21 protein-coding genes are annotated in these 23,408 nt (G+C 41.2%); 2 read left to right on the plus strand and 19 right to left on the minus strand.

Translation table 11 applies throughout. The features are described from left to right. Nucleotides 1-55 precede the first annotated feature (55 nt). The 7 genes from DWY37_RS07825 to DWY37_RS07855 all read right to left on the minus strand — a co-directional run bounded on the left by DWY37_RS07825 (nucleotide 56) and on the right by DWY37_RS07855 (nucleotide 6,757). Nucleotides 56-757 (minus strand): aspartate/glutamate racemase family protein, encoded by a 702-nt coding sequence (locus DWY37_RS07825; protein ID WP_117947143.1) that lies wholly within the window; start codon nucleotides 755-757, stop codon nucleotides 56-58. Nucleotides 758-899: 142 nt separating this feature from the next. Further along, entirely contained in the window at nucleotides 900-1,883 is a 984-nt protein-coding gene (locus DWY37_RS07830; RefSeq protein ID WP_118172886.1) for an SIS domain-containing protein, read from the minus strand. A gap of 42 nt (nucleotides 1,884-1,925) precedes the next feature. Further along, entirely contained in the window at nucleotides 1,926-2,345 is a 420-nt protein-coding gene (locus tag DWY37_RS07835) for a hypothetical protein (RefSeq protein ID WP_022242350.1), read from the minus strand. Nucleotides 2,346-2,367: 22 nt separating this feature from the next. Continuing rightward, nucleotides 2,368-3,273: a fructoselysine 6-kinase gene (locus DWY37_RS07840; protein ID WP_117697733.1), complete on the minus strand. Its 906-nt coding sequence runs from the start codon at nucleotides 3,271-3,273 to the stop codon at nucleotides 2,368-2,370. A 234-nt stretch (nucleotides 3,274-3,507) separates the two neighbouring features. Beyond that, entirely contained in the window at nucleotides 3,508-4,821 is a 1,314-nt protein-coding gene (locus DWY37_RS07845; protein WP_117697735.1) for an anaerobic C4-dicarboxylate transporter family protein, read from the minus strand. Nucleotides 4,822-5,117: 296 nt separating this feature from the next. Next, a complete protein-coding gene (locus DWY37_RS07850) occupies nucleotides 5,118-5,747 on the minus strand; it encodes an HAD family hydrolase (RefSeq protein WP_118057058.1) in 630 nt (209 codons plus the stop codon). After that, nucleotides 5,747-6,757, minus strand: coding sequence for an SIS domain-containing protein (locus DWY37_RS07855; RefSeq protein WP_118540848.1), 1,011 nt, complete (start codon nucleotides 6,755-6,757; stop codon nucleotides 5,747-5,749). Before DWY37_RS07855 ends, DWY37_RS07850 begins: the two co-directional genes overlap by 1 nt. A gap of 164 nt (nucleotides 6,758-6,921) precedes the next feature. Between DWY37_RS07855 and DWY37_RS07860 the strand changes: the two genes are divergently transcribed. Both DWY37_RS07860 and DWY37_RS07865 read left to right on the plus strand, forming a co-directional pair. After that, a complete protein-coding gene (locus DWY37_RS07860) occupies nucleotides 6,922-7,632 on the plus strand; it encodes a GntR family transcriptional regulator (RefSeq protein ID WP_118540846.1) in 711 nt (236 codons plus the stop codon). A gap of 194 nt (nucleotides 7,633-7,826) precedes the next feature. Continuing rightward, a complete protein-coding gene (locus DWY37_RS07865; protein WP_118540874.1) occupies nucleotides 7,827-8,405 on the plus strand; it encodes an alpha/beta hydrolase in 579 nt (192 codons plus the stop codon). A gap of 25 nt (nucleotides 8,406-8,430) precedes the next feature. On the opposite strand, the gene DWY37_RS07870 is transcribed toward DWY37_RS07865, so the two are convergent. From DWY37_RS07870 to DWY37_RS07925, 12 genes are all read right to left on the minus strand, one after another. Continuing rightward, nucleotides 8,431-9,300, minus strand: coding sequence for an ABC transporter ATP-binding protein (locus DWY37_RS07870; protein WP_118540844.1), 870 nt, complete (start codon nucleotides 9,298-9,300; stop codon nucleotides 8,431-8,433). Next, the gene (locus DWY37_RS07875; protein WP_118544473.1) at nucleotides 9,297-10,016 is read right to left on the minus strand and encodes an ABC transporter ATP-binding protein; all 720 of its coding nucleotides are present in this window, start codon (nucleotides 10,014-10,016) and stop codon (nucleotides 9,297-9,299) included. Before DWY37_RS07875 ends, DWY37_RS07870 begins: the two co-directional genes overlap by 4 nt. After that, nucleotides 10,016-12,847, minus strand: a complete 2,832-nt coding sequence (locus DWY37_RS07880) for an ABC transporter permease (protein WP_118544472.1) — start codon at nucleotides 12,845-12,847, stop codon at nucleotides 10,016-10,018. Before DWY37_RS07880 ends, DWY37_RS07875 begins: the two co-directional genes overlap by 1 nt. An 11-nt stretch (nucleotides 12,848-12,858) precedes the next feature. Next, entirely contained in the window at nucleotides 12,859-15,135 is a 2,277-nt protein-coding gene (locus DWY37_RS07885; protein WP_118544471.1) for a biotin/lipoyl-binding protein, read from the minus strand. Next, complete coding sequence (locus DWY37_RS07890; protein WP_118540838.1) at nucleotides 15,132-16,118, minus strand: hypothetical protein; 987 nt, start codon at nucleotides 16,116-16,118, stop codon at nucleotides 15,132-15,134. The genes DWY37_RS07885 and DWY37_RS07890 overlap by 4 nt, the downstream gene beginning before the upstream one ends. Nucleotides 16,119-16,127: 9 nt before the next feature. After that, nucleotides 16,128-17,582, minus strand: a complete 1,455-nt coding sequence (locus DWY37_RS07895) for a DUF6034 family protein (protein ID WP_118177206.1) — start codon at nucleotides 17,580-17,582, stop codon at nucleotides 16,128-16,130. 200 nt (nucleotides 17,583-17,782) lie between these two features. Next, nucleotides 17,783-18,220: an EAL domain-containing protein gene (locus tag DWY37_RS07900; protein ID WP_158561544.1), complete on the minus strand. Its 438-nt coding sequence runs from the start codon at nucleotides 18,218-18,220 to the stop codon at nucleotides 17,783-17,785. Nucleotides 18,221-18,291: 71 nt separating this feature from the next. Continuing rightward, on the minus strand, nucleotides 18,292-19,110 hold the full coding sequence (locus tag DWY37_RS07905; RefSeq protein WP_118540836.1) for a hypothetical protein: 819 nt from the start codon (nucleotides 19,108-19,110) through the stop codon (nucleotides 18,292-18,294). Further along, nucleotides 19,086-20,513, minus strand: a complete 1,428-nt coding sequence (locus DWY37_RS07910) for a sensor histidine kinase (protein ID WP_118540834.1) — start codon at nucleotides 20,511-20,513, stop codon at nucleotides 19,086-19,088. Before DWY37_RS07910 ends, DWY37_RS07905 begins: the two co-directional genes overlap by 25 nt. Then, nucleotides 20,510-21,169, minus strand: coding sequence for a response regulator transcription factor (locus DWY37_RS07915; RefSeq protein ID WP_022243011.1), 660 nt, complete (start codon nucleotides 21,167-21,169; stop codon nucleotides 20,510-20,512). The genes DWY37_RS07910 and DWY37_RS07915 overlap by 4 nt, the downstream gene beginning before the upstream one ends. A 300-nt stretch (nucleotides 21,170-21,469) precedes the next feature. Further along, nucleotides 21,470-23,065 (minus strand): GH1 family beta-glucosidase, encoded by a 1,596-nt coding sequence (locus DWY37_RS07920; protein ID WP_118540832.1) that lies wholly within the window; start codon nucleotides 23,063-23,065, stop codon nucleotides 21,470-21,472. 29 nt (nucleotides 23,066-23,094) lie between these two features. Beyond that, on the minus strand, nucleotides 23,095-23,379 hold the full coding sequence (locus DWY37_RS07925; RefSeq protein ID WP_118087846.1) for a hypothetical protein: 285 nt from the start codon (nucleotides 23,377-23,379) through the stop codon (nucleotides 23,095-23,097). Nucleotides 23,380-23,408 lie beyond the last annotated feature (29 nt).

The following is a 23,408-nucleotide window of genomic DNA, read 5'->3' on the forward strand; positions in this document are numbered from 1 at the left end:
AAGGGAGTTTTCACACTTTTCCGATACCATTTATTTTCATAAAAATACAGCTGCTTTATAATGCATGTATTGGTAATTGCAGAAATTTTAATGCAGCTCTTGCTGCAATCTCCGTTGGGTCAACTATATTTTCTCTGATTCCTGCCAAGGAAAAAGCAATTGGTAATTCAGTACATCCCAGAATCACACTTTGCGCACCCTGTTTAATCAAGGATTTTAAAATATCGTCAAGTCCGTACTTTTCTACATCCTTTTTTCCAGCTTTAATACATTGATAGATTACTGCCATAATTTTCTGTTGCTGCTCTGCATCCGGATAAATCGTTTTGATTCCCTGTGCCCGAAGCTCTTTCTCATAAACCCCACTCTTTATCACGCCATCCGTAGCCAATACGGCTGCACATGATATATTCTGCTCTTTTAAAGCTTTTACTGTCTCGCGGGGCATATGCAATATCGGGATATCAGTAAATATTTTTAACCGATCATAAAAAAAATGTGCTGTGTTACAAGGTATCATCAATAAATCTGCTCCCATATTTTGCAGACTTACTGCACTTTTTACCATCTCTGGTATAGGATCCTCTCCCTTTTCAAGAATAGCTTTCGTTCTATCCGGAATATTCGTGTTACAATCAACACAAACATGCACATAGTTCTGATCGCAGTCTGCATCTGACACTTCAAAAATCTTTTTCATTAAATCGCAGGTAGCCATCGGTCCCATGCCACCAATAATACCTATTGTTTTTTTCAATTCCGTTCCTTCTTCCTCAGGTCATGTGTCAAAGCTCAGAAAGCCCGGAAATCATTATCATTTCCAGGCTTTCCTTGTAATGTACTTCAAATTTTCCATCAAAATCTGACATGCTGTATGTTTACATCATTTTTTAAGTTTTTTAATACTCTACCTTCCACATATAGCGTCGTGTTGTCAGTGGATGCTGTCTCTCCTCAGCCAAAGCCTTATTATAAACCGGATATACATTTGTGAATAAGGAATGGTTAAAATAGTCTACGACTGATGCATCAATTGTAGACAGCCCTAAATCCTTTGCATCAATTACTTCAATCCGTTTTGCATAAGTCTTCAAAAACTTCAATGCACGTTCATCCAACGGTCGATTGGTTCCCTCAGAAACCTGAAGCACAAATGGTACTTCTTTATCTGTAATTTCGAAAGGTCCATGGAAAAATTCCCCACTGTGAATACTGGAAGAATGAATCCACTGCATTTCCATAAAAATACATATACTTTGCATATATGCTGCACCATAACCCGCTCCGCTTGCCATAGTATAAATAATTTTATCATCTTTATATTCCCTGGCAAACAGTTCAGCCCGTTTTTCCACATGCTTACATGCATGTTTCACAATACCATCAATACGTCCAACACCATCCATAAATTCTTCATAATGCTCATACCCTTCTGTCTGATTCAACAGTTCCACTGCCACCAGAAGTGCACAGATAATTTTTTCACCAGCAATATCCTTATTATCTCCAAAAGTATAATTGATAATATAATCACCAAATGGGGTAATCTCTGATTCCTCTTTCCATGTCAGAATAATTACAGCTGCACCTTTTTCCTTTGCCAGCTTCGCTGCATTAATTGTTTCCGGTGTATTTCCCTTATGGCACGATAAACACACGATTACATTTTTTCCCAAATCCTTCGGAGTACTATATACAAATTCATTACTATTAATTAGTGCTGACTTAATATTTGCACATTCTCTTTCCATAAATGTTTTCGCTGGATAAAGTGCTCCATTAGAACCACCGCATCCCACAAAATATAATGCTTTAATACCACCTTCTTCTTTTCTGCTTTCTAAAATTTCTGTAATTACATTCTTGATTTCTGTTGGCTTCATTGATAATCCTCCCATAAATATTTTTAATAAATTGTTGTTATATTATTCTGCAAGCATTGGTCTTGCTAATTTCTGAATATATGAAATTTCTTCCTGGCTCAGTTTACAATACTCACTATTATCCATACTACATCCGGCATCCTGCACATACATCATTTTGGTATCCTTTTCTACAATAGTAAAAAACCAACGCTCTTTCGGTACATTGTATAAAGTTCCTTTCTCCACCGGAGTTAATTCAATATTAAACTTTCCATCTATTCTGTCCGCTGTAATAATAATACATTTTCCAGAAATCAAAATGAATTGTTCATCTGTCGTATGATGTATCTCTAAATGTTCTAACCCATCAATGTCATTATTCGGTTTCCAATTTTTGATACAAACAACCCATTTTTCATTCCGATATGCACATTCTATTCCTTCTCCATCATACCTGTAACTTGTCGGCTTTATATCCATATAGCGTTCCTCCTTAAACCTTTTAATTATTTCTATTATCAATTATTCTTCCTGCAATTGGCGTTCCATACCCAAACGCTCCTTCGACACCGCAAATCTTTGAAGCGAATTCTGCTCCAGCCTGCATGGCTTTCTTTAAAAGTTCTTTAACATTCCCATCATCTTTACTTTCTTCTTTAAAAAATTCCGGTTCTTTATACCGTAAAATATATGTCAAAAATGTCGCGAAATAAGAGTCTCCTGCACCCATAGTATCCATAATGCTTTCTGCCTTTACAGCTTTTTCATACATCATTTCACCATGGTATAAAATGTATGAACCATCTTCTCCTATTGTTCCCAGAACAAGCGGAACTCCAAGCTCTTTTACTTTACTCATTTCCCTTTCGCGTTCTTTATCACTTAAATGTGCACAGGAAAGCATTGCCACTTTAATATGCGGACAAATTTTTTTCAGATATTCGTCTGTCCATCGATTTGAAAAATCAAATGCAACTGGAAGACCCAAGGAAGCAATTTCTTCTATGTCATCATCTATATAGGCATTCAGATTTGTATAAATCAAATCAAACTTTCTTATATATGAAAAATCTTCCTGCGTAAAATCATAAGGATACTCTTTTGCCACACCTCCATGATTGGACCCGACAAATACGCGATCTCCCTGATTCAGTGTCACACATGCAAATCCATTTTCACCTTCATAATTCCTGCTATGTGAAAAGTCTACATTCATATTTTTCAGTGCTGCCTGAATGCATTCTGCTACTTCATCATTTCCAAATTTACCTAAAAATGCACTTTCTGCATTATTCATATGTGCATATGCACATGTGTTAACACACTGACCTCCTGGATACATTTTCCCCCTGGAAAGATATTTGTCACAAACTGCATCTCCAATTGCAATTATTCTAGGCTGTCTCATTTTTATTTCTTTCTCCTTTCTTTCAATTTTTCTTTCACCCAGACTCCCTCACCTCTTCTTTTTGCAACAAGCAATTATTTTTCCAGATTCGCTCTTTCATTTTTTCAGATAGCCATTATTAATATTTATGTATATCTGGCAATCCATCATGAGGTGGCAGTTCCCACAGCCTGTCAGAATAACACAGGCTGTGTGCTGTTACTGTTTTCTTTATTTTGCCACCACCGGTTTTTATCAGAAAACAAAATATCCTATTCCTGTTGCTACTAATACTGATACAATTGTACATACAAGTCCCGGCCGCATATAGCTGTGATTAAATATAAATTTTCCAATCTTCGTAGTACCTGCCGTGTCAAAAGCAAGACCTGCTATACACTGGCTGGAATCCGGGATAAAATAGTTGGATGAGCATGCCATCCATCCACCTACAATAATATAAGCCGGCAGATTCAATGCAATTGCAATTGGAATCATAATCATTGTCGTAGACGCTTGTGAACTTGTCAGTGCACCTACCAGAAATACTGCAATAATATAAATCCATGGATGTTCATTTGTTAAAGCTGACAAATTTTCTGTAATGAAGTTTGTCTGTGCACCAACAAAAGTATTTACCAGCCAGCAAAGTCCCGCTGCAAGAATAACAGCAAAGAATCCAGTCTTTAACAACGGTACTTCTAAAATGTCGTTACTATCAATTTTACTTACAATAACAATAATTGCGGCAGCTACATACATAATAATCTGGATTAAAGATGTCATTGCTAACTGTGTACCATCGCTAAATGTTGGACGGAGTGCCGGGAAAATACCGCATATTGCAATTACTACCATAGAAACCAGGAAGATAGCAACAGAAATCTTTGCTTTCTTGGTTACCTGTTTTTCTCCTTCTACTTTCTTTTTAAAATCCTTTACCAGTCCATCTGCAACCCTCTGCTGATATTCAGGATCATCCTCTAATTCCAGACCTTTCTTGTATACAGACAATGCTGCAACCAATACTCCTATCAGTGCTGCCGGAATTGCTACCAGCATAATTGTTGCCAGATTTACTTTTTCAAAAATAGTCATATAACCCACAATAGCTACTGTTGCAGCTGTTATTGGTGATCCGGTATTTGCCTGCTGGGATGAAATAATACTAACAGAAATCGGGCGCTCAGGCCGAATTCCATTTTCCAATGCTATTTCATTAATAACCGGAAGTAACGAATATACAATATGTCCGGTTCCACAACAGAATGTAAATAAATACGCTACAAAAGGTGCTACCAAAGTAATGTTTTTCGGATTTTTCCGTAATATTTTTTCTGCAAGCTGTACCATAAAATCCAATCCGCCAGTTGCCTGCATCGTACAGGCTGCGGTAATTACCGCCAACATAATCAGTATAACAGTAATCGGTGGATCTGATGGAGTCACTCTAAAGATATATACGAAAATCAACATTCCGATGCCGCCAGCCATTGCCAGGAAACTTCCACCTTTTCTGGTTCCCCACACAATAATCAGCATTAAAACAATAAATTCAATCCAAAACATGGACATCTACCTCCTCTTTTTTATTTATTCCAAAGCATGTGCACTACTTTAAAACCAAAATGTATTAATTTGTTTTTATTTGTATTGTTTTATTTTGTATCTATTTGTATTATATAGATTCCATACATTTGTGTCAATAAAGAAATACATTTTCGACATTATGCACAATTTTTTGTTTCACTTTTTGTACATCAATATCAATTTAATTGTGCATAGCAAAACCCGCCAGGAGCACTGGCGGGCATACAATTAAATACTTTTTATTCTTCTGTTTTCTCTTTCTTTCACTCAGGCAGTTAAACGTATGAAGAAATAACATAATCCGCCTGACTTACATCCTGATTCTCACCAGCTCCTGTATACGCAACTACCTCTATATTTGCAGCCTTTGCTGCCTGTATACCAATAAACGAGTCTTCTATTGCAATACATTCTTCCGGCTTTGCTTCTAAATATTGCATTGCTTTTCTATAGCATTCCGGATCCGGTTTTCTATTCCGGCACATGTCTCCGCATACCAGCACATCGAACAAACCCAGCATTTTCATCCGGTTCAATGCTACTACAATCAGCCGTGTAGAGGTTGAAGAAACCACTGCCAGCTTTTTCCCCTGTTTTTTCAAACCGGCAATAAACTCCAGCACCCCATCCATTGGCTTAATGCAGCCATTTTCATATGTATTTCCTATTTCTTTTCTTTTTTGCAAAAGCTGTTCCATTGTTATTTTCTCCGGCGAGCGTTCCAGCAGTTCCAGCAGAATATGGGAATCATGTGAGCCAATTAGTCTATCCCTGTCTTTTTGTGTCAGTTCCACTCCAAACTCTTTTAATGCCAGACCCAGATAATTACCATTACTCTCTTCTGTATCTGCTATAACTCCATCAAAGTCAAACAATACATATTTTTTTTCACAGAATTTTTTCATTAATATTCTACCTTCCACATATAGCGGCGGGTTGTTAACGGATGTTCACGCTTTACTGCCAGTGCGTGGTTGTAAATCGGATATACATTATTAAACAGTGCATGGTTAAAGTAATCTACTACTGTTGCATCAATTGTGGATAAGCCAAGCTCTTTCGCATCAAGAACCTCAATACGTTTTGCATATGTTTTCAGGAATGTAAGTGCTCTCTCATCCAGTTCGCGGGTTGAGCCTTCTGATATCTGAATCATAAACGGACGGTTTGCATCTGTAACTTCAAATGGACCATGGAAAAATTCACCGGTATGAATACTGCTTGAATCAAGCCACTGCATCTCCATAAATATACAGATACTCTCCATATAGGCAGCTCCATATGCTGCACCACTTCCCATTGTATAAATCACTGAATCATTCTGATACTCTTCTGCAAATGCCTCTGCCCTGGCAGCCACATGTGTACGTGCATTTCTGATGATATTGCTAATCATGCCTAAAGCTTCATAGAATTTATCATAATTAGCATATCCCTCCGTCTGTGCAACTAATTCCACTGCCACAAGCAATGCGCACTGCGTCTTTTCTCCTGCATAATCAATATCCCCTGCAAGATGATCAGGACTTGCATCAAATGTATAATGTATAATATAATCTCCAAATTCTATAATTTCTGATTCCTCCAGCCATGTCAGAATAATAACCGCCGCTCCTTTTTCTTTTCCTAATCTGGCAGCCTTAATCGTTTCCGGTGTATTTCCCTTGTGGCAGGCAAGACATATAATAGAATTTTCTCCAAAGTCCTTTGGTGTGCTATGCACAAACTCATTACTGTTTATCCAGGCTGATCTCAAAACCTGTGATTCTCTCTCCATAAATGTTTTTGCCGGATAAAGTGCACCAAGTGATCCTCCGCATCCCACAAAATAAATATTTTTAATTCCACCGATGTCTTTTTTTTCTTCTAAAATTTCTTTCACAATGTTTTTAATGTCTTTACTTACGTATCCCATTTTTTCTCTCCTTTTTATAATGTATTTATTTGTTCTATATGTTTACTATAATACAATATAATACATTCTGTCAATATATATCATACAATATAGGAAAATATATACATTTTTGCAACTTTGTTTTATAATATTTGTGAAAGTTATATTAGGAGAGAGGTATTTATATGGAACTGAACAACACCATTGCCACACCACTGTACAAACAATTGGAGGAAAAAATACGAAAAGAAATTGACGCCGGAGAACGGGCGGCCGGCAGTCGTCTGCCTACAGAAAATGAATTAAGTGAATCATACCATGTGAGCAGAGTTACTGTCCGAAAAGCATTAGCCGTTTTATCTGAATCCGGATATTTAGAAAGGAAATCAGGAAAAGGAACTTTTGTAGCGGAAAAAAAATTGCAGCGTAATATTACAGAAGTCATAAGTTTTTCTGATATGTGCCGGATGAAAAATGCAACACCTGGAGCTAAGACCATCAAAATTGCATTGGAAGATCCTTCTGAACGGGATTTAACCGAAATGTCACTACACGAAGGGGATAAAATACTTGTAGTGGAAAGAATCCGTTATATGGACAATGTCCCCGTCATCTTAGAGTTCAATAAATTTCCTGAATCCTTTTCTTTTTTATTTGGAGAAGATTTAAACGACTCATCTTTGTATGAAATACTAAGAAAACACAATATCATTCTGGATCATTCACGTAAAACACTTGATATTGTTTTCGCAAATGCCCAAGAGGCTAAGACTTTAAACATCAGTAAGGGGTATCCTCTGCTCCGGATATCAAGTACCATCCACGATGTTGACAACACTATCACAAATCTTTGCAAACAGCTATGTATCGGTGATAAGTTCCAGTTTATTATTTAGTTACAATTTGTGCTGTTTCCAATGCGGCTCATCTAATAACAAATGCGATAAAGTCCCTTATTACAATTAACTTTATCGCATTTGTTATATCCTTAGAGAAGTCATTATTTCCCATTGTGCTACTATATTTTCTAAGGTTAAAAAGCTCCGGTTTCTGCCACCTGAAAATGCCGGAACAGAAAGGACAATTTCTTATGCATTTATCGAAAAATAAACTGGCGGTCTTTTTTCCGGGCATCGGTTATCACTGTGACAAACCACTGCTCTATTACAGCCGAAAGCTTGTTGCCGAAGCAGGTTATGAAACCGCTCTTACACTGGGCTATTCCCTTGCCGGCAGCGATATCACTGGAAATATCCGGGGTAATAGGGAGAAAATGCAGCAGGCTTTTTCTTATCTTTATGAACAGGCTGTAAAACAGCTTTCTTCCGTAAACTGGCAGGATTATGATGAAATTATATTTATCTCAAAGAGCATCGGAACGGTTATTGCCTCTGCCTATGCAAGGAAGGAAAATATTTCCTGCCGCCAGATTCTCTATACCCCTTTACGGGAAACCTATGATTTCCACCCGCAGAATGCCATTGCTTTTCTCGGCACTTCCGATCCCTGGAGCGATATTGAAAAAGTGACTGGCATCAGCAGAGGGCAAAAGATTCCTCTTTTCCTCTATCCGGATGCCAATCACTCTTTAGAAACAAAGGATACACTTGATAATATCAAAACGCTTCGCAATGTCATGGAGGAAACGAAGCGGTTTCTTACTTCATAAATACTTTGTTGCAGCAAGTACCGGTTTATTCTTTTTGAATCAGGATTTTGCCATCCTGAACCTCAATCCGCACTTTATTGGAATCGATACCGGCTTCTTCTAACATTTCTTCTGTCAGCTGCAGCCGGTGGGCTTTGTCTAAAACAGAATATTCTTCATGGGTAAATTCTGCCGTGCTTGCAAGACGCTGCAGTTCTTCCAAAGATACTTTCCGAATCTTTTCGGTACTGATTTTGCCATCGGAAATCAGCACTGTCCGCTCCACTTTATCCGCCAATGCCATATCATGGGTCACTATGATTATTGTAATTTTAAATTCTTCATTTAGTTTGTGGAACAGCTCAAATATCTGATTTGCAGTCTTTGTATCTACTGCGCCGGTAGGTTCATCTGCCAGAAGAATCGACGGCTGATTGGAAAGTGCAACGGCAATGGCAATCCGCTGCTGCTCGCCACCGGATAGCTGGGAAGGGAACTTATCCGCATGTGCTTCCATACCGACTGCCTTTAATAAATCTCTGGCACGCTTCCGCTTCTCCCGGGCGGATGTTCCCGGATGAACCTGCATGGGTGCTTCAATATTTTCCAGCGCCGTAAGATAAGAGAAAAGATTTCTTGCACTCTTCTGCCAGACGAATCCCACTTTGTCACGGCGGTATAAAACCAGTTCTTTTTCTGTATAGGACGATAAGTCCTTTCCATCCACCATAAGGATTCCTGCTGTGGGTGATTCCAGTCCTCCGATGATATTAAGCAGCGTCGACTTTCCACTGCCGGATTTGCCGATAATTGCCATCATTTCCCCATCTTCTATCGTAAGATCCAGTCCTTCCAGTGCCATGACTTTATGCTGTTCCATCTCATATATCTTTACCAGGCTGTCACACTGAATCATTTTACCAGCCTCCCATCCTTTAATTCATAGACGAAATCACCAAGTTCCATCAGATTCGGGTCATGGGTGGTCATGACTACAGTGATATGCTCCTGCTCTACCAGTTCACGGAAAAGTTTCATGACTGCAAGCCCCGATGCCGTATCCAGTGCACCGGTTGGTTCGTCTGCAAAAATCACCTGTGGTCTGTGGGCAACTGCCCGGGCAATAGCCACCCGCTGCTGTTCACCGCCAGATAGTTGATAAGGCATATGATAAATCCGTTCTTTCAGTCCGACCCGTTCTAAGATTTCTATTACACGCTTCTTCTGTTCTCCCCTATTTTTCTGCTCTTCCTTATCCTTCTTCCGTTTCTCTTTATCACCGGATAACCGCAGGGCAAATTCCACATTTTCATAGGCATTCATCACAGGAATCAATGCCACAGACTGAAAAACAAATCCCATCCGGTAACGCCGCAAGTCCTCCCGCTCCCTGTCTTTTAAATGTTCCAAATCTTTTCCGAAAAATTCCACTTTTCCTTCCGTCGGTACATCAAGAGCACTTAAAAGATTAAGAAGGGTTGTCTTGCCGGAGCCGAAACGTCCCTTTAAAATAGTAAGACTGTTGCTTGGTATCTCCATGGAAACGCCGTCCAAAGCCCGGACGATGCTGCCATCTCCCGACGAAAAATATCTTTTTATATTTTCTGTGCGTATTGCTATCGTCTGTTCCATCAGCTGTCCTCCCCTAACCGAAGTGCCTTTGCAATTTTCATGCTCCGCAGTATTTTCCGGATAATCAGATAACAGAATAACATCACTGCCAGAAGTACCGCTAAAAGCTTCAAAAGGTCTGTAGGATAAATGTATATTTCTATGGCAAGATTATGCTTTTGCGGCAGATAGACCACCATAAGCAGACGTACAAACAAAAGCGTTGTCACTGCTCCGATTCCGCCACCGGCAAGCAGTGGCCCGGCGGAAGTAAATAGCTGTTCCGTCAAAAGCAGCTTTCGAATCTCTCCCATGCGCATTCCCATTGCCCGGTAGACTCCCAGCAGCAGTTCCCGTTTTTTCAGTGTCATAATCCAATAGAGTAAAAATCCTACCGAACATACCACCAAAGATAAAATAAAGCTTAATGTAAACATTCCATTTGTCACCTGTACCATGGCTGAATTCCGGTTGTCGGCAAGCTGTTCCTGCAATAAGGTAATATGTTGCGGCTGAACACCTGCTGCCGCAAGACTTTTCGTAAACATAGTCTCTTTCACACCATCTGAAAGCTTCATCCACACCTGGTAAGGGGTCTGACCAAAAGCACTGATAACGGTGGCATAATTTGCTACCAGAAGATACTGTTCCTGTTCATTTAAATTGCCTTCTTCATCCTTTACATAAGCATATCTTTCATAACCAGGGAAGCAGTCTATGATTGCACAGACCTTTGCCTGCCTGCTGCCCATGGCATCTTCACCAATCTCTGCCGGCAGATACCTTGTATAACTTAAAGTATCTCCCACCTTTAACTTTAATTTGTCTGCCAGATTGGAAGAAATTATTACCCCATCCGGCTCCTCTGCCAGTGCATTCAGTGCATAAAACCAGTGTTCTTTGTTGACACCAGCTTTAAGCCGTGCAGTCTCCCCGAATCCTTTTGTGTGGATTGCCATAAGTTTTCCATCAAAAACTGTTCCGTTTTTCGCAGTAATATCCGTCTTTTCATCGATCAGTACCCTTGTGGCATTTTCACAGACATTTTCTTTGATTAATGTTTCATATCTTCCAAAATCAGGCTCCAGATATTTCCAGCTGGTTTCCTTTTCTTCCATTTTCGAAACCTGCAGCCGGAAGTTTTCTTCCACCACTGCATCTGCTCCGGTGACATATGCAATCTGCTCTTCCATATTCTGATTCATGGTCCGTGCCATATTCGCATCAAAAATTCCACTGGCTATGGTCATAACCAGAAACACTGCTAAAAATCCCGATTGATACCAGGTTCTTTTCAACTGTAAAAATGCCGCATATCCTGCCGGGTGGAATCTGTTCTTAAAAACTCTGTCCACTGCAAGAATCAGATTATAAAAGAGACGTATAAACAATAATCCTGCTGCCAGTATAAACACCGATGTATTCAAAAGGATTACCGGGTCCATTCCCTTTCCGGCAATCATTTCCATTGCAAGACTCTCCTTCTGCCGGTTGTAGTTATAAAGCAGATACCCGGATAAAAGTAATAGCAGAATATCCAGATAACATTTTTTCCAGAATGGATTTTTCACAACACCGTTTTTTGCCATACTTTCATTTACAATGGTGTATTTTGTCCGCCGCAGCGCCGGTATGGTCAGAAACAGAATTACAATAGCCGCCGCCACCAGAGCGTAGAGAATCATTCCGCCATTTAAGGTATACATGCTTACATCTTTTCCGGTAAATTTTAAAAACCCGTCGGTGGAAGCTGCTCCTTTGCACATTCCATATCCCAGCAAAAGTCCAAGCACTGCGCCTATCAATGCCAGAAAGGATGCCTGCAGAAGATAAATCATTCCCACCTGCAATTTGGTTGCGCCCCGGCTCCGGAGTACCGCAATTTCTCCTTCTTCCAGAGAAAGTATCTGGGAGGATACCATATAGATAAATAACAGCAGCAGTACAATGCATGGCAGTTCCAATGCCCACAACATCTGCTGTATGGTTCGCTGCTTTGTGAAAAAGGACGCCAGGGTATCTGCCATATTATCCCGATACTTTGTATCTGATGTCCGGAACTGCTGCATATAATCTGCATATTCTGCCGCATGCTTTGCATCTATCTGCCGGTAATCTAACATCAGATTTTCTTCGTAACTGATTTCATCCTGCCCGAAGGAAGCAATCAATGTATCAAAAGTATTTTCCGATACAAACAGTGTATTTCCAAAATCACTGAGCGTGTGATACCAGTAACTATCATTGATATTCTTTTCTTTTATGATGCCTGTCACCTTAAAATCCACTTCATAAACTTCTGCTTCACCCTGGATTTTCATATGAAGCACTTCTCCTGTCACCAGTCCGTAGGCATCCAGCGTCTCTTCACTGACAAGGCATGGATAACAGCCGTTTATTTTCACCTGATTTCCGCTGTCTAAACCCTCTCCGTATGTAATATCTGTGTTCTTCGATAATTCCGGCAGATATCCAACGGTAAAATATTCATTGGTTCCGCCCAGGCTGGTATCTGCTTTTCCACCGGAAAGGCTTAAATACTGCTCGGATGCCACTGTATCCACCGCCACATATTCGGTCCATTTTTTCTCATATGCCACAAGTTTCTCTAACACTTCCTTTGCAGAACTATAATCCTTCGAAGAATAGCTGCCACTACGATTCATCACTGCAGGAAATGTTTCCTGTTCCTTTGCATATGTTTCAAATCCTGTTCTTAATACCTGGTTTCCGGCACCACGTTCAAACATCGGATGACAGACAAATAATGCGATAAATAATGTAATTCCAAGAAGCAGGCACAAATTCAGTCCTTTTTTATTCTTTATTTTACAAAAGACAAAACGTAACATTCCAAATCCTCCTACTCTCTTGCCAGTACATCGCCAGACTCTATTCCAAAGAGAACCACTTTCCCATTTCCGGTAAGTGTATCATCCAGTAAAACATACTGTTTCACCAGATGGTCCCCTTCTATCTTCCACACAAAATATGACACTTTATCCGGATGCATTGCATCCTTCTCTTCATAAATCATTCCTGCCGGAAGCACTATAACATCCTCCATGGAAATATAAGGGAAGTCCACGCTTTCTCCATTTCCCATATCATCTACGATTTCATCATTCATCCGTACATAAAATGCCGGTGTATCATACCCGGAGGTTGTCTGAAAGGTATAATGAGCACCATTTTCATCGATATAAAGACAGCCCTCATCCAGATTATTGCTGCCTGCTGCAAATCCCACACAGGTTCCGGTGTAAGTCGTATCCCCGGATGTAATACTTACCGGTTCTCCCGCCTCTGCAATATCATCCGTATACACCGTTACGGACTTACTGCTCACCATCTGCACCAGAAGTAAGTCTGATGCTTCTCCTTTCATCTTAAGAATTTCATCTCCGGCTTCCACCGTGTCTCCTTCCCAGACAGTTATTTTCGAAACCTGTCCATCTTCATCTGCATAAACGGATAATTTTCCGGTTCCGTCATTTCCGCGGCTTAACGTATCGTAAGCTGCCTGCAGTTGTTGCAGCGTATAGCTATGGTCTGCTTCTGCAACCTCTTTTTGAAGGGTTATCATCTGCCGGTCATAGTCACTGACAGAATCTGTGGCATTCTGCAATTCTATAAGCTGTGCATCATAGTCTGTCTGCTGTTTCTGATAAGTAGTATTCTCTGTCTCAATGGCATTGGCGGCTTCTGTAATGGCTGCCTTTCCTTCTCCGGTATTGATGATATAAAGAAGGTCACCTTTTTTCACTTCCGCATCCTTTTCTACCGCTATTTTTACAATCTCTCCTTCTTTTGCAGCAAGATAGACCCTGGCATTCTTATCTGCCCTGCCATATTTTAATCCGTGATTTTCCACCTGAAAATCTGACCGCTCCACCGTATACTCGGTATAATCCGAAGGCATCCGCTCCGTAGTCTCATAATAGACTGCTTCTCCTTCCGCTAATCCATCCGTAATCTGGGTATTATGGTCATCTGCCGCCCCTGCTGTTACTTTACGCTTTTCTCTGGTATCATCCCCGGCTTTCACATAAACATAAGTTTCCCCATCTTCCTGATACAGGGAATCGTTTCCCACCAGAAGGACATGCTCCGCTTTTTTCTCTTCAAAATAAATGGGATATAGCTCTCCGGCTTTCAGCTCCACGCCCTCCGGCTTTTCTATCAAAACATTGGGATAATTATTATTTATCTTTGCAAGTACCAGCTCATCGGTGCTGTATTCCCGCTCAGTAACCGGCACTCTTTCGCCGGATTGCAGCATATATTTTTCAAGAACATCTTTATATTTATAATTCTGTACCGTTACATCCTTAAGCTCTATTGCAAGGTCTTCTGTATCTGCCACAACAACGACATTTTCTCCTGTACCGGCATTCCGGCTTACCGTCAGGCTCTTGGTATAAACCACTTCACCACTGTGATTTGCCTTTAACGTTCCATCTGCTATCAGAGCGTCCAATGCTGCAATCTCTTCATTCAGCTTCTGCACCCGGTACTCATGAAGCTTCGTATCGTAGCGGCTGTTTTCCTGCAGGACGGCTATCTGGGAGGTGATGTCCTCTGCCTCTGCCTCTGTCTCCTGCGTGTTATTCTCTGTTGCAGATTCCTGCATATTATCCTCTTCCTGAATGTTATTCTCTGCGGCATCCTGAATGTTATTCTCTGCAGTATCCTGCTGCTTCTGCTGGTTTGCCAATTTATTCTGCTGCAATTGGTTGATTTTCTGGTTTAATTCGTATACGGTATTTTCATGCGACAGCTCCTGCTGCTTTGCTTTCCGGGACGCACTTGCCTCGTCTACATCTGCGTATGCCAGCACATCACCTTTTTCTACGGTATCGCCCGGTTCTACCAGAATCTTTGTCACCGTGACATTGGCTTCATATGCCTGTCCGTACTCCTTTGGCACTGCCGTTCCCAGCAGCACGTTGGTGGTTCCAATATTTCCATAGGTCACCTGCTGATAAGAAGCATTACTTGCCGCCGGCTCTTCCAGGTCTGGTATTGTTTCTGTTTTCTTACTTCCACAGCCGCCAATTAACATTACAAAAAACAGGCCTGTCAGGACTACTGGAATCACGCTTTGTGCGTTTCCTGCGTAACTTTTTTTCTTTCTCACAGAGTCACCTTCTCTCCACCGGAAAGTCCGGATGTAACAACCCAATGATTCCCTACTTTTTCTCCAACCGTTACCGGCACCGCCTCACGATATCCACTATCATCCAGAAGATAGACAAAGTGTCCCTCTTCACCTTCCTTTACGGCAGAGGCTTTCACATAAATGACATTTTCCAGCGTGGGCTTCGTAATCACAAGACTCAGCACGTCTGCCTCTGAAAGTGATGTCATATCCGATACCGGTGAAAATATGATTTTATTTTCTTCCACACCGGCAACCTTTAATTCATAGGACAGTGCATCCAATGTAGCTGTATAAGTATCTCCCACATTAAACTCATAGCCTTCCGGCAGGTCTGCTTCATAGTTACCGGTTCCACACACTTCAGTAATCAGATTATTTCCCGGCACAAAGCCTCCTTTTTGCAGATAATTATCCATGGCTGTAATGGTACCGGATTCTTTTGCTGTAATCTGATAGCGGGACAGCTTTTCTTCTGCCTCTTCCACATAAAGCTCTGCTACTTCAATATCCCGCTTTAAATTTGCAATATCTTCATTATAATCCAGGGATGCATCACAGCTCATGAGGTTTACATAATGTTCCACCAGAAGCTGTTTATCCGCAATCTCATCCTGATACTGTGTCATTTTTGCTTCCAGACTGTCTGAACGGAAGGATACCAGCAACTCTCCCTTTTCCACTTTATCGCCTACTGCCACATATACTTTGTCTAATTTCAATTCCGTATTTGTTGCATCATAAGTAATCTTTTCCAAACCCTCTGCTTTTAATTTTAAGGTAATTTCCGGCGTCAGATTTCCTTTTTTCACTTCCGTGGTATCATAAGCCAGCTTCTCATATGGTGTCCGGGCAGTTGACACAAGCTCTGGCTCTGCTTTTCCGCATCCCGTCAGCAAACTGCCCGCTGCCAGGCACAAAAGCAGTTTCCATTTTCCAGTTCTTTTCTTTCTATCTGCCATAGGCACACCTTACCTTTCATCCAAAGGATGAATCAGTGTACCATCCATGGCATTGACAAATACCGGATGCCGGTTCATATCATTTCCGGATGCCATATAAAGACACCACGCCGGCACATAACTGTAACAGCCTTCCTTCTGGTCATCTTTGATACGCGCATAACCAAGCTTTAACTTATTAAAATTCTTGCACTCATCCAGTTGGTAATCGTCTCCATTTTTTATAATCTCATCTTTGATTATATTTTGAATCGTTGATAACGGCAGCAGTTCCACTTCTTTTGAAATCTTTGTAACGCTTACCGGATACTGCATAAATACTTCTGTAATTCCATTATCCGTAACCGCAAATCGTATCTCATCCTCTAATTCAAAATTTACATCACTGTTTTCCGGCGTAACCCAGGAAATATCAAAGTCGTTATAATCCAAAGAATCACTAAATGCCAGTCCATTGACACCGGTTCCATAACCAAAGAGGTAGCCCCAGTCGATGACCTCCGCATAATCGGTATACTGTTCTCCATCCACTTCTATCTCATTTGCGCCATCCCAGGAATAATCCTGCTGCCCATAAAGCACCTGATTATCACGTCCTGTTTCTTTTAAGAACTGCTCCACTAACTGCTTTGCATCTTCTTGGGAAATACTGCATCCATTTTCCTTTTCCGAATTGTCGATATATGCAGTTACTGTATCATTCCCATATACAGCATCATAATCCTTTAGAGACTGTGGGCCATAATACTGATTCACATAAATGTCCGTCTTGTTTTTCACTAATGGCGATGCCACAATGTAGGCAATTGCATTTTCGTTTGTTTCTTTTACTTCAAATCGCACATTACATAAAAGGTCTCCGCAATACCCTGCATATTCATTGCAGCTGTCATAATCCTCTGCTGCAGTATAGGTATCTTTTGCAGTCTCTAATGCTTTTTCGTATTGTTTTTTCTGTTCTTCGGTTTCTTCCTTCCAGTCATTCAGCATTTCCTTATGTCTTTCTACATCCTGATGATGTACATTATTCTCCAAATCATCGATTTGAGACTGGACAGCAACAATCGTTCCATCCATGCTGTCAACGGCAGTCTGTAATTCTTCTTTTGTCAGATGCTCAACATCATGGTAATAAATTTCAGAATCTTTAAAATATGCTTTCAGAAACTTTTTCTTATAATCGACATCTATCTTTAATTCTTCTGCCGCTACCACAGACATGGCATCTGCTTCCGGCACATCAATAGATGCATTGATTCTTACCTTCACATCTCCGTCAGAGGTTGTTACCGTAAAGCTGTCATCCCAGTTATCCGCTTCCCGGAATTCATCCAGTGTACCAACCACCCCTTTGGTTTCCTGTTCTGTTTCCATCTCATAATCTACTTTTTTCTCACCACATCCGGCAAGAAGTACCATCACCATACCTGCCGGAATCATTTTTCGTAAGATTGGATGTTTCATGCTGTCCCCTCCGTTTTCCATCTTTTATTTTCTGTTTACCTTTCCATTTTCCTCGTTTCTGGTGTTACTTTAACATGAAGATGTAAACTTTTTGTATCTTATCATTACAATAAAACCGGCAATTCTATGGCTGTATTTCCTATCGCCACAAAACTGCCGGTCTCGATAATTCTATTTTTACTTTTATTTTTTGTCTTTTCTTATTTTTTCCATCTGTTCGAAAGAAGTATCTCCAGTTCATCTGCTCCAACCGGTTTGGAATAATAGTATCCCTGAAACCAAGTGGCTCCCACAGTCCGGAGATAATCTTCTAATGCCTTATTTTCCACGCCCTCCAGACAACTCTTGATATTGGCTGCATTGGCAAAATCCACCATACTCTGGACAATCGCCTTATTCTTTTTGTTTACAAGAATCTTCCGGATAAAGCTCATATCAATCTTAATCTCATCAATCAGCATCTCAAGCGCCATGGCAGAAGATGAACTTCCTGTTTCAAAATCATCCATGGCAAATTTGATTCCATAGCCTCTTAATACTGCCATCCGCTCATTGATTACCGATACCGGAAGGCTTCTGCTGTAAAAAGCTTTTACTGTCCCACAAAGCCTGTTCCAGAACAAAATTTCCCAAATCATACATGGAAGGATCATTTTCGCAATAACTGCAGGTGACCATCTATGCCACTGAAAATACCTTGCCTTCTTTTTTATTTTACCATGTTACGCTTCGTTTGGCTATCTGATATTGTGCTGATTCCATAGATAAATCTTGTTTTATCATAGAGTTCAAAGTACCGGTATGAGACATCCTTTTCTTCCTGTATGTTATCGGATTTTATCCTCAGTCCGGCTACGTCCAACCCCGTGTAGGAAAGCTGTTCTGCCAGCTCTTTCTCCACTGTTTTTTCTTTCTCTTCGCCATCATCTTTACCTGATGAGGAAGTTTCCTCTGTTGCTGCCGTCTCCGATAAAATATCTTCTCCTTTTGCCTCAGCCAGTAAAACGGTGCCATCCTCTAAGAGAAATACCATATGCTTCTCTGTGCCGTCATATTTTGTAAAAACAAGCTTCCAGTAGTAAGCACTGTAGGTGTGAAATGTGGTATCCACTGCTTTCTCCGGAAATGCTTCCCAGGTATACCAGTTGGCATAAGAAGAAGCCAAATCAGAAGGATACTGTCCATTCTGATAAATGACTTCCATGCTGTCTCTTGCCAGTGCCGCTGCCTCATAATCCGTCAAAGTCATTTCATAAGAATAAGCTTCCTGCGTCTCACTCTCCCACTGCCCGGTAATCAACTGGATGCGTTCGCTTAACTTAAGGCTTTCCGATGCTTCCTTTGTCAGCAGGGAATCGGAAGCTATGTACTGCGCCGGAACTGCCTGCACTTCTCCCACTGCTTTACGCTCCTGTCCTTCAATCAGAATTCCCGGCAGAAAAATTCCTGTCAGCACCACCAGAAGTGTTCCTGCTATCATTCCACAGACACTTCCTTTTATCTTTAATTTTGTTCTTTTCTGAAACATATCCGCATCTTCGTTCCCTTCTTTGGCTCACTTTCTACGATAAGTTCCGCCTGATGATGTTCTAAAATCAATGCCACTAATGACATTCCGATTCCGGCTCCGCCTTCCTGTCTTGCCCGGGATTTATCTGCCATATAGAATTCATCGCAAATCCGCTCTGTCTCTTCCTTGGTCATGCCGATTCCATAATCTTTTACGGAAAGTTCATAATAAAATGGATTTTCCTCTTCCTGTATTCTCTTTCCGCTAAATTCAATGACACCATGCTCTTTGGATGCTTTTCTTGCATTATCCAGTAAATTCACCAGTGCAGTCACCAGAAGTTCTTTATTTCCGTACAGTACTGCCGGCTCGATATTTTCCTTTAACACAAGCCCTTTTGCCTCAAAGGACGGTGTCACCACCTTAAGTACTTCACTGCTTACATTTTCAACCTGAACTGCTTCCTTTTCCATTTCATGTTCCCTTAAATAAATCAAATCAAAGAGCTTTCCCGACATCCGCTCTAACCGTCTGCCTTCGGAAAAGATATAACTTAATGCCAGAAGCTGTTCTTCTCTTGGAAGCTCCATGGAACGCATGGTATCTGCATAACCGATAATGGAAGTCATCGGTGTCTTAATCTCATGGGTAAAGTCTGCTACAAACTGATCCCTTTTCCGTACCATTCCCTGAAGCTCTCCTATCTTTTCTGATACTGCTTCTGCCATCCGGTTAAAGTTTTCTGCCAGAAGTCCTACTTCATCCTGACTCTTTACTGTAATCCTCGTCTCATAAGAGCCATCGGTAATCTCCTCTGCCACCCGGTTCAACTGCTCCAATGGCCTGGTCAGATACCGGCTGATAACATAAATAAACAAAGATTCTATCATAAGGCAAATGAAAAGAATCAGCCGGAAATAACGGATTTCCCGGTCTCTTAATGCGTAGGCATCGGACACATCACTTCTGCTGATGATGCAGAGGTTCTCATCCCCTACCTTACTGGATGCCGTTACATAAATATAATAATGGCCGTCCTCTTCAAAGATGGCATAATTCTTATTGCCATCCTCCTGCTGTGCTTCCCAGACTTTCTTTAAATTGGCATTTTCTTCTGTTTCGTTATAAACCAGCTTATCGCCATAATAAATAAAAAATGTCACATCCTCTGCCCGCATACCGCTGCTGACCTGTGCGCCGATATCCGGCAATGCGCTCTTTACCAGTTCTTCCCGGTTCAACGCCTGAAGTACTTCATATTCCACCGAGGATTGCACTAGATTATTCTGAATGACTGCATTAGAAATCTGTGTTTCCTTCGCCAGTTCAAAATTCTTATGTATCATCAGATACCCCACCAGTCCCAGACTGACGGAAAGCAGGATTAAATTTGTAATTAATACTTTATATCGAAATTTCATGCTTTATCCTCTAACCGGTATCCTGCCTTAAATACTGTTTTAAGCTCCGCTCCAAGATTCAGTTTTTTCCGTAATCTCTGGATATGAAGGTCTAAGGTTCTTGACTCTACGGAATATTCCGTTCCCCAGATTTCTTCATAGATTCTTTCCCGGAACAGTGTAATATTCCGGTTGCGCATCAGAATTTCTAAGAGTTCAAATTCCTTTGGCGTAAGCTCCACTTCTTTTCCTGCCTTTGTCACCACCTGATTTTCACTGTCTAATTCAATATCCATAAAAGTAATCTTCTGCTCCATCTTATGATAGCGGCGCAGCACAATATTGACCCGTGCCAAAAGTTCTACCACTTCAAAAGGCTTTACCATATAATCCTCTGCCCCGGAGGTCAGCCCCTGCATCCGGTCTTTTAGGGAATCCTTTGCAGTCAGAAAAATCACCGGAATTCCCATTGGACGGATGTATTCCATCAATTCAAATCCATTTAATTCCGGCAGCATAACATCCAATATAATCAAATCAAAATTTTCTGTTTCCAACAGGTCTGCAGCTTTCATTCCATTGTATACACAGACACACTGATAGCCTGCCTTCATCAGATTCAGCCGGATTAAATCCGATATTGCCTTTTCATCCTCTACAACCAATATCCGTATCATGCTGCCCGCTCCTTTTACTACTCTTTGATGTTTATTTTAACATATATTTGTATCTAAAATGTATCTGAACATTAAAAAAGAATGTGCCTTGCACATTCCCGCGCCTGCGGCGGTCGCTTGCGACATCTACCTTATACGCCGCAGTGCGCATCCTCGCGGAGCGTTTTTTGCTTTACAGGAAAGCAATTTCCCGTAAAGCAAAAAAAGTTTCTTCTATTCCTTCTGATTGCTCATCGGAATAAAAGAAACTTTTTTTATTCTCATTTTCTCTGGTCTAGAAGAAACAATTATTTTTTCATGCTACGCCTGCACCAGTGTCATTTTTCCACTGCAATGCATCTTCCGGATGCCCTCCGGTATCGTAAGCCTGTCTCCGGCATCTACCCAGATGCTGCCAATTAAACCGCTGCCGGATGCCACATAAATGACATCTGTGCTGTCAGAAAGCAGCAGATCCATTTCCCTCTCTACCTTAAATCCTGCACCTGTTACTTCTGCAGCACCACGCTCTATCCGGATTTTTCTATCCGGCTGGTTGCAGGATAACGCTGCTCCATTGCTTTCCATGACTTTCTTATACCAGAATGCTGAATCCTTTACATAACGCTGCTGGGTTGCAAAGTCCACATAAATAATTCCGAACCGTTCGGAATAGCCCTCATGCCATTCGAAATTGTCCAAAAAAGTCCATAAGAAATAACCAGCAATCTCTGCTCCTTCATCCGCCGCCTTCTGCAGATTGCCAAGGTACTCATCTAAGAACTGGATACGGTTGGCATCATGTACACTGCCATCTGCTTCCACATTGTCATGACAGGACATTCCATTTTCCGTAATATAAATCGGAAGCTGATAACGTTCGTAGAGGAATTTTCCTGCCCAGTAGAGACATTCCGGTGTCACCGGCCATTCTGCGGCAGTCTTTGGAAATCCTGCAGGGCGGTCTGCAAATTCCGGTTCTCCATCTGCTCCTGCACGAACCGGATATCCGTTATAAATATTCTGTCCGTAAAAATCAATGGGCTGGTGAATCAGTTCCATATCTTCTTTCGTGATTTCCGGCAGATACTCCTTGTATTTCTCAAGGCCTTCCTTTGGATAATGTCCTAAAATAACCGGGTCGGAATACCAGGATACATTCCAGGTCCAGTTGTCGACATCATTATAAAAGCCAAAATATACCTTCTTTGCAGCTTCAATATCTTCCGGGGAATTACTTGCCGGATATGCCACCCCACTGGTTGGTGCATAGCCAATCTGTATCGGCTGCTTTGCATATTTCCGGAGAGTAATAACTGCTTTTCCATGTGCCCGCAATGCATTATGCGCAATCCGGAAGCTTTCCTCTGGTGTGACTTTCTTTCCCGGTGCATGAATACCACGGTAATATCCCAGTCCGATAAAGCACTGTGGCTCATTCAAAGTAAAAATCTTGTCGCAGATATCAGTAAAATTCTCTGCTACTACTTTTGCATATTCTGCAAACCAATCTATGATTTCTTCATTGAGCCAGCCGCCTTTATCCTCCAATGCCTGCGGAAGTTCCCAGTGATAAAGTGTCATATATGGCTCAATGCCGTTTTTCTTCATTTCAAGAATCATATCACGATAGAGTGCCACCGCTTTTTCATTGACTCTTCCGGTTCCCTCCGGCATCAGTCTCGCCCAGCTTACGGAAAAACGGTATGCCTTCACGCCAAGTTCTTTCATCAATGCATAATCTTCTTTGTAACGGTGCATGTCATCTGCACTGACATATGCATTCTGATGTTCAAAGGTTCTTCCCGCTTCGGTAAAGGTGTCCCAGATGCAGGTTCCTGCGCCATCGTTTTTGTCTCTTCCTTCTACCTGATAGGCACTGCTGGCAACGCCCCATACAAAGTCTTTTCGAAACATTTGTTTTCCTCCTGATTCTATTTCTTGTGTTATTCTTCTGCAATTATGAAAAACACTATAATTTTTTCAGTTCGAATATCTGTGCAGTTCCTCGAGTGCGAATGCCACATAAGAACTGCAAGGGGCACTAAGAATTTTGCAAGACCTGTTCTTTCTTCCGGCAACCGGCACAAATTCACATCCATGTTCATATGTGCCTCGCTGGCACTTCCCTGTGCCAGCGTTGCCAGATGCCGGACAAAATTCCAAGTGCCCCTAGCAGTACTTATAATGCATCCGTACTTCGACGAACCACCCAGATATATTCCTATCATAAAAACATATCATTTTTCACAATTGCAGA

The sequence above is a fragment of the Roseburia sp. AF25-13LB genome (genome assembly GCF_003478915.1).
Taxonomy (GTDB): Bacteria; Bacillota; Clostridia; order Lachnospirales; family Lachnospiraceae; genus Roseburia_C; species Roseburia_C amylophila.

What these genes read in the sequence shown, in the direction of transcription:
- DWY37_RS07830 (WP_118172886.1), bottom strand. Translation starts at nt 1,883, where the DNA reads ATGAAGCCAACAGAAATCAAGAATGTAATTACAGAAATTTTAGAAAGC.
- DWY37_RS07835 (WP_022242350.1), bottom strand. Translation starts at nt 2,345, where the DNA reads ATGGATATAAAGCCGACAAGTTACAGGTATGATGGAGAAGGAATAGAA.
- DWY37_RS07840 (WP_117697733.1), bottom strand. Translation starts at nt 3,273, where the DNA reads ATGAGACAGCCTAGAATAATTGCAATTGGAGATGCAGTTTGTGACAAA.
- DWY37_RS07845 (WP_117697735.1), bottom strand. Translation starts at nt 4,821, where the DNA reads ATGTTTTGGATTGAATTTATTGTTTTAATGCTGATTATTGTGTGGGGA.
- DWY37_RS07850 (WP_118057058.1), bottom strand. Translation starts at nt 5,747, where the DNA reads ATGAAAAAATTCTGTGAAAAAAAATATGTATTGTTTGACTTTGATGGA.
- DWY37_RS07855 (WP_118540848.1), bottom strand. Translation starts at nt 6,757, where the DNA reads ATGGGATACGTAAGTAAAGACATTAAAAACATTGTGAAAGAAATTTTA.
- DWY37_RS07860 (WP_118540846.1), top strand. Translation starts at nt 6,922, where the DNA reads ATGGAACTGAACAACACCATTGCCACACCACTGTACAAACAATTGGAG.
- DWY37_RS07865 (WP_118540874.1), top strand. Translation starts at nt 7,827, where the DNA reads ATGCATTTATCGAAAAATAAACTGGCGGTCTTTTTTCCGGGCATCGGT.
- DWY37_RS07870 (WP_118540844.1), bottom strand. Translation starts at nt 9,300, where the DNA reads ATGATTCAGTGTGACAGCCTGGTAAAGATATATGAGATGGAACAGCAT.
- DWY37_RS07875 (WP_118544473.1), bottom strand. Translation starts at nt 10,016, where the DNA reads ATGGAACAGACGATAGCAATACGCACAGAAAATATAAAAAGATATTTT.
- DWY37_RS07880 (WP_118544472.1), bottom strand. Translation starts at nt 12,847, where the DNA reads ATGTTACGTTTTGTCTTTTGTAAAATAAAGAATAAAAAAGGACTGAAT.
- DWY37_RS07890 (WP_118540838.1), bottom strand. Translation starts at nt 16,118, where the DNA reads ATGGCAGATAGAAAGAAAAGAACTGGAAAATGGAAACTGCTTTTGTGC.
- DWY37_RS07895 (WP_118177206.1), bottom strand. Translation starts at nt 17,582, where the DNA reads ATGAAACATCCAATCTTACGAAAAATGATTCCGGCAGGTATGGTGATG.
- DWY37_RS07900 (WP_158561544.1), bottom strand. Translation starts at nt 18,220, where the DNA reads ATGATTTGGGAAATTTTGTTCTGGAACAGGCTTTGTGGGACAGTAAAA.
- DWY37_RS07905 (WP_118540836.1), bottom strand. Translation starts at nt 19,110, where the DNA reads ATGTTTCAGAAAAGAACAAAATTAAAGATAAAAGGAAGTGTCTGTGGA.
- DWY37_RS07910 (WP_118540834.1), bottom strand. Translation starts at nt 20,513, where the DNA reads ATGAAATTTCGATATAAAGTATTAATTACAAATTTAATCCTGCTTTCC.
- DWY37_RS07915 (WP_022243011.1), bottom strand. Translation starts at nt 21,169, where the DNA reads ATGATACGGATATTGGTTGTAGAGGATGAAAAGGCAATATCGGATTTA.
- DWY37_RS07920 (WP_118540832.1), bottom strand. Translation starts at nt 23,065, where the DNA reads ATGTTTCGAAAAGACTTTGTATGGGGCGTTGCCAGCAGTGCCTATCAG.
- DWY37_RS07925 (WP_118087846.1), bottom strand. Translation starts at nt 23,379, where the DNA reads ATGATAGGAATATATCTGGGTGGTTCGTCGAAGTACGGATGCATTATA.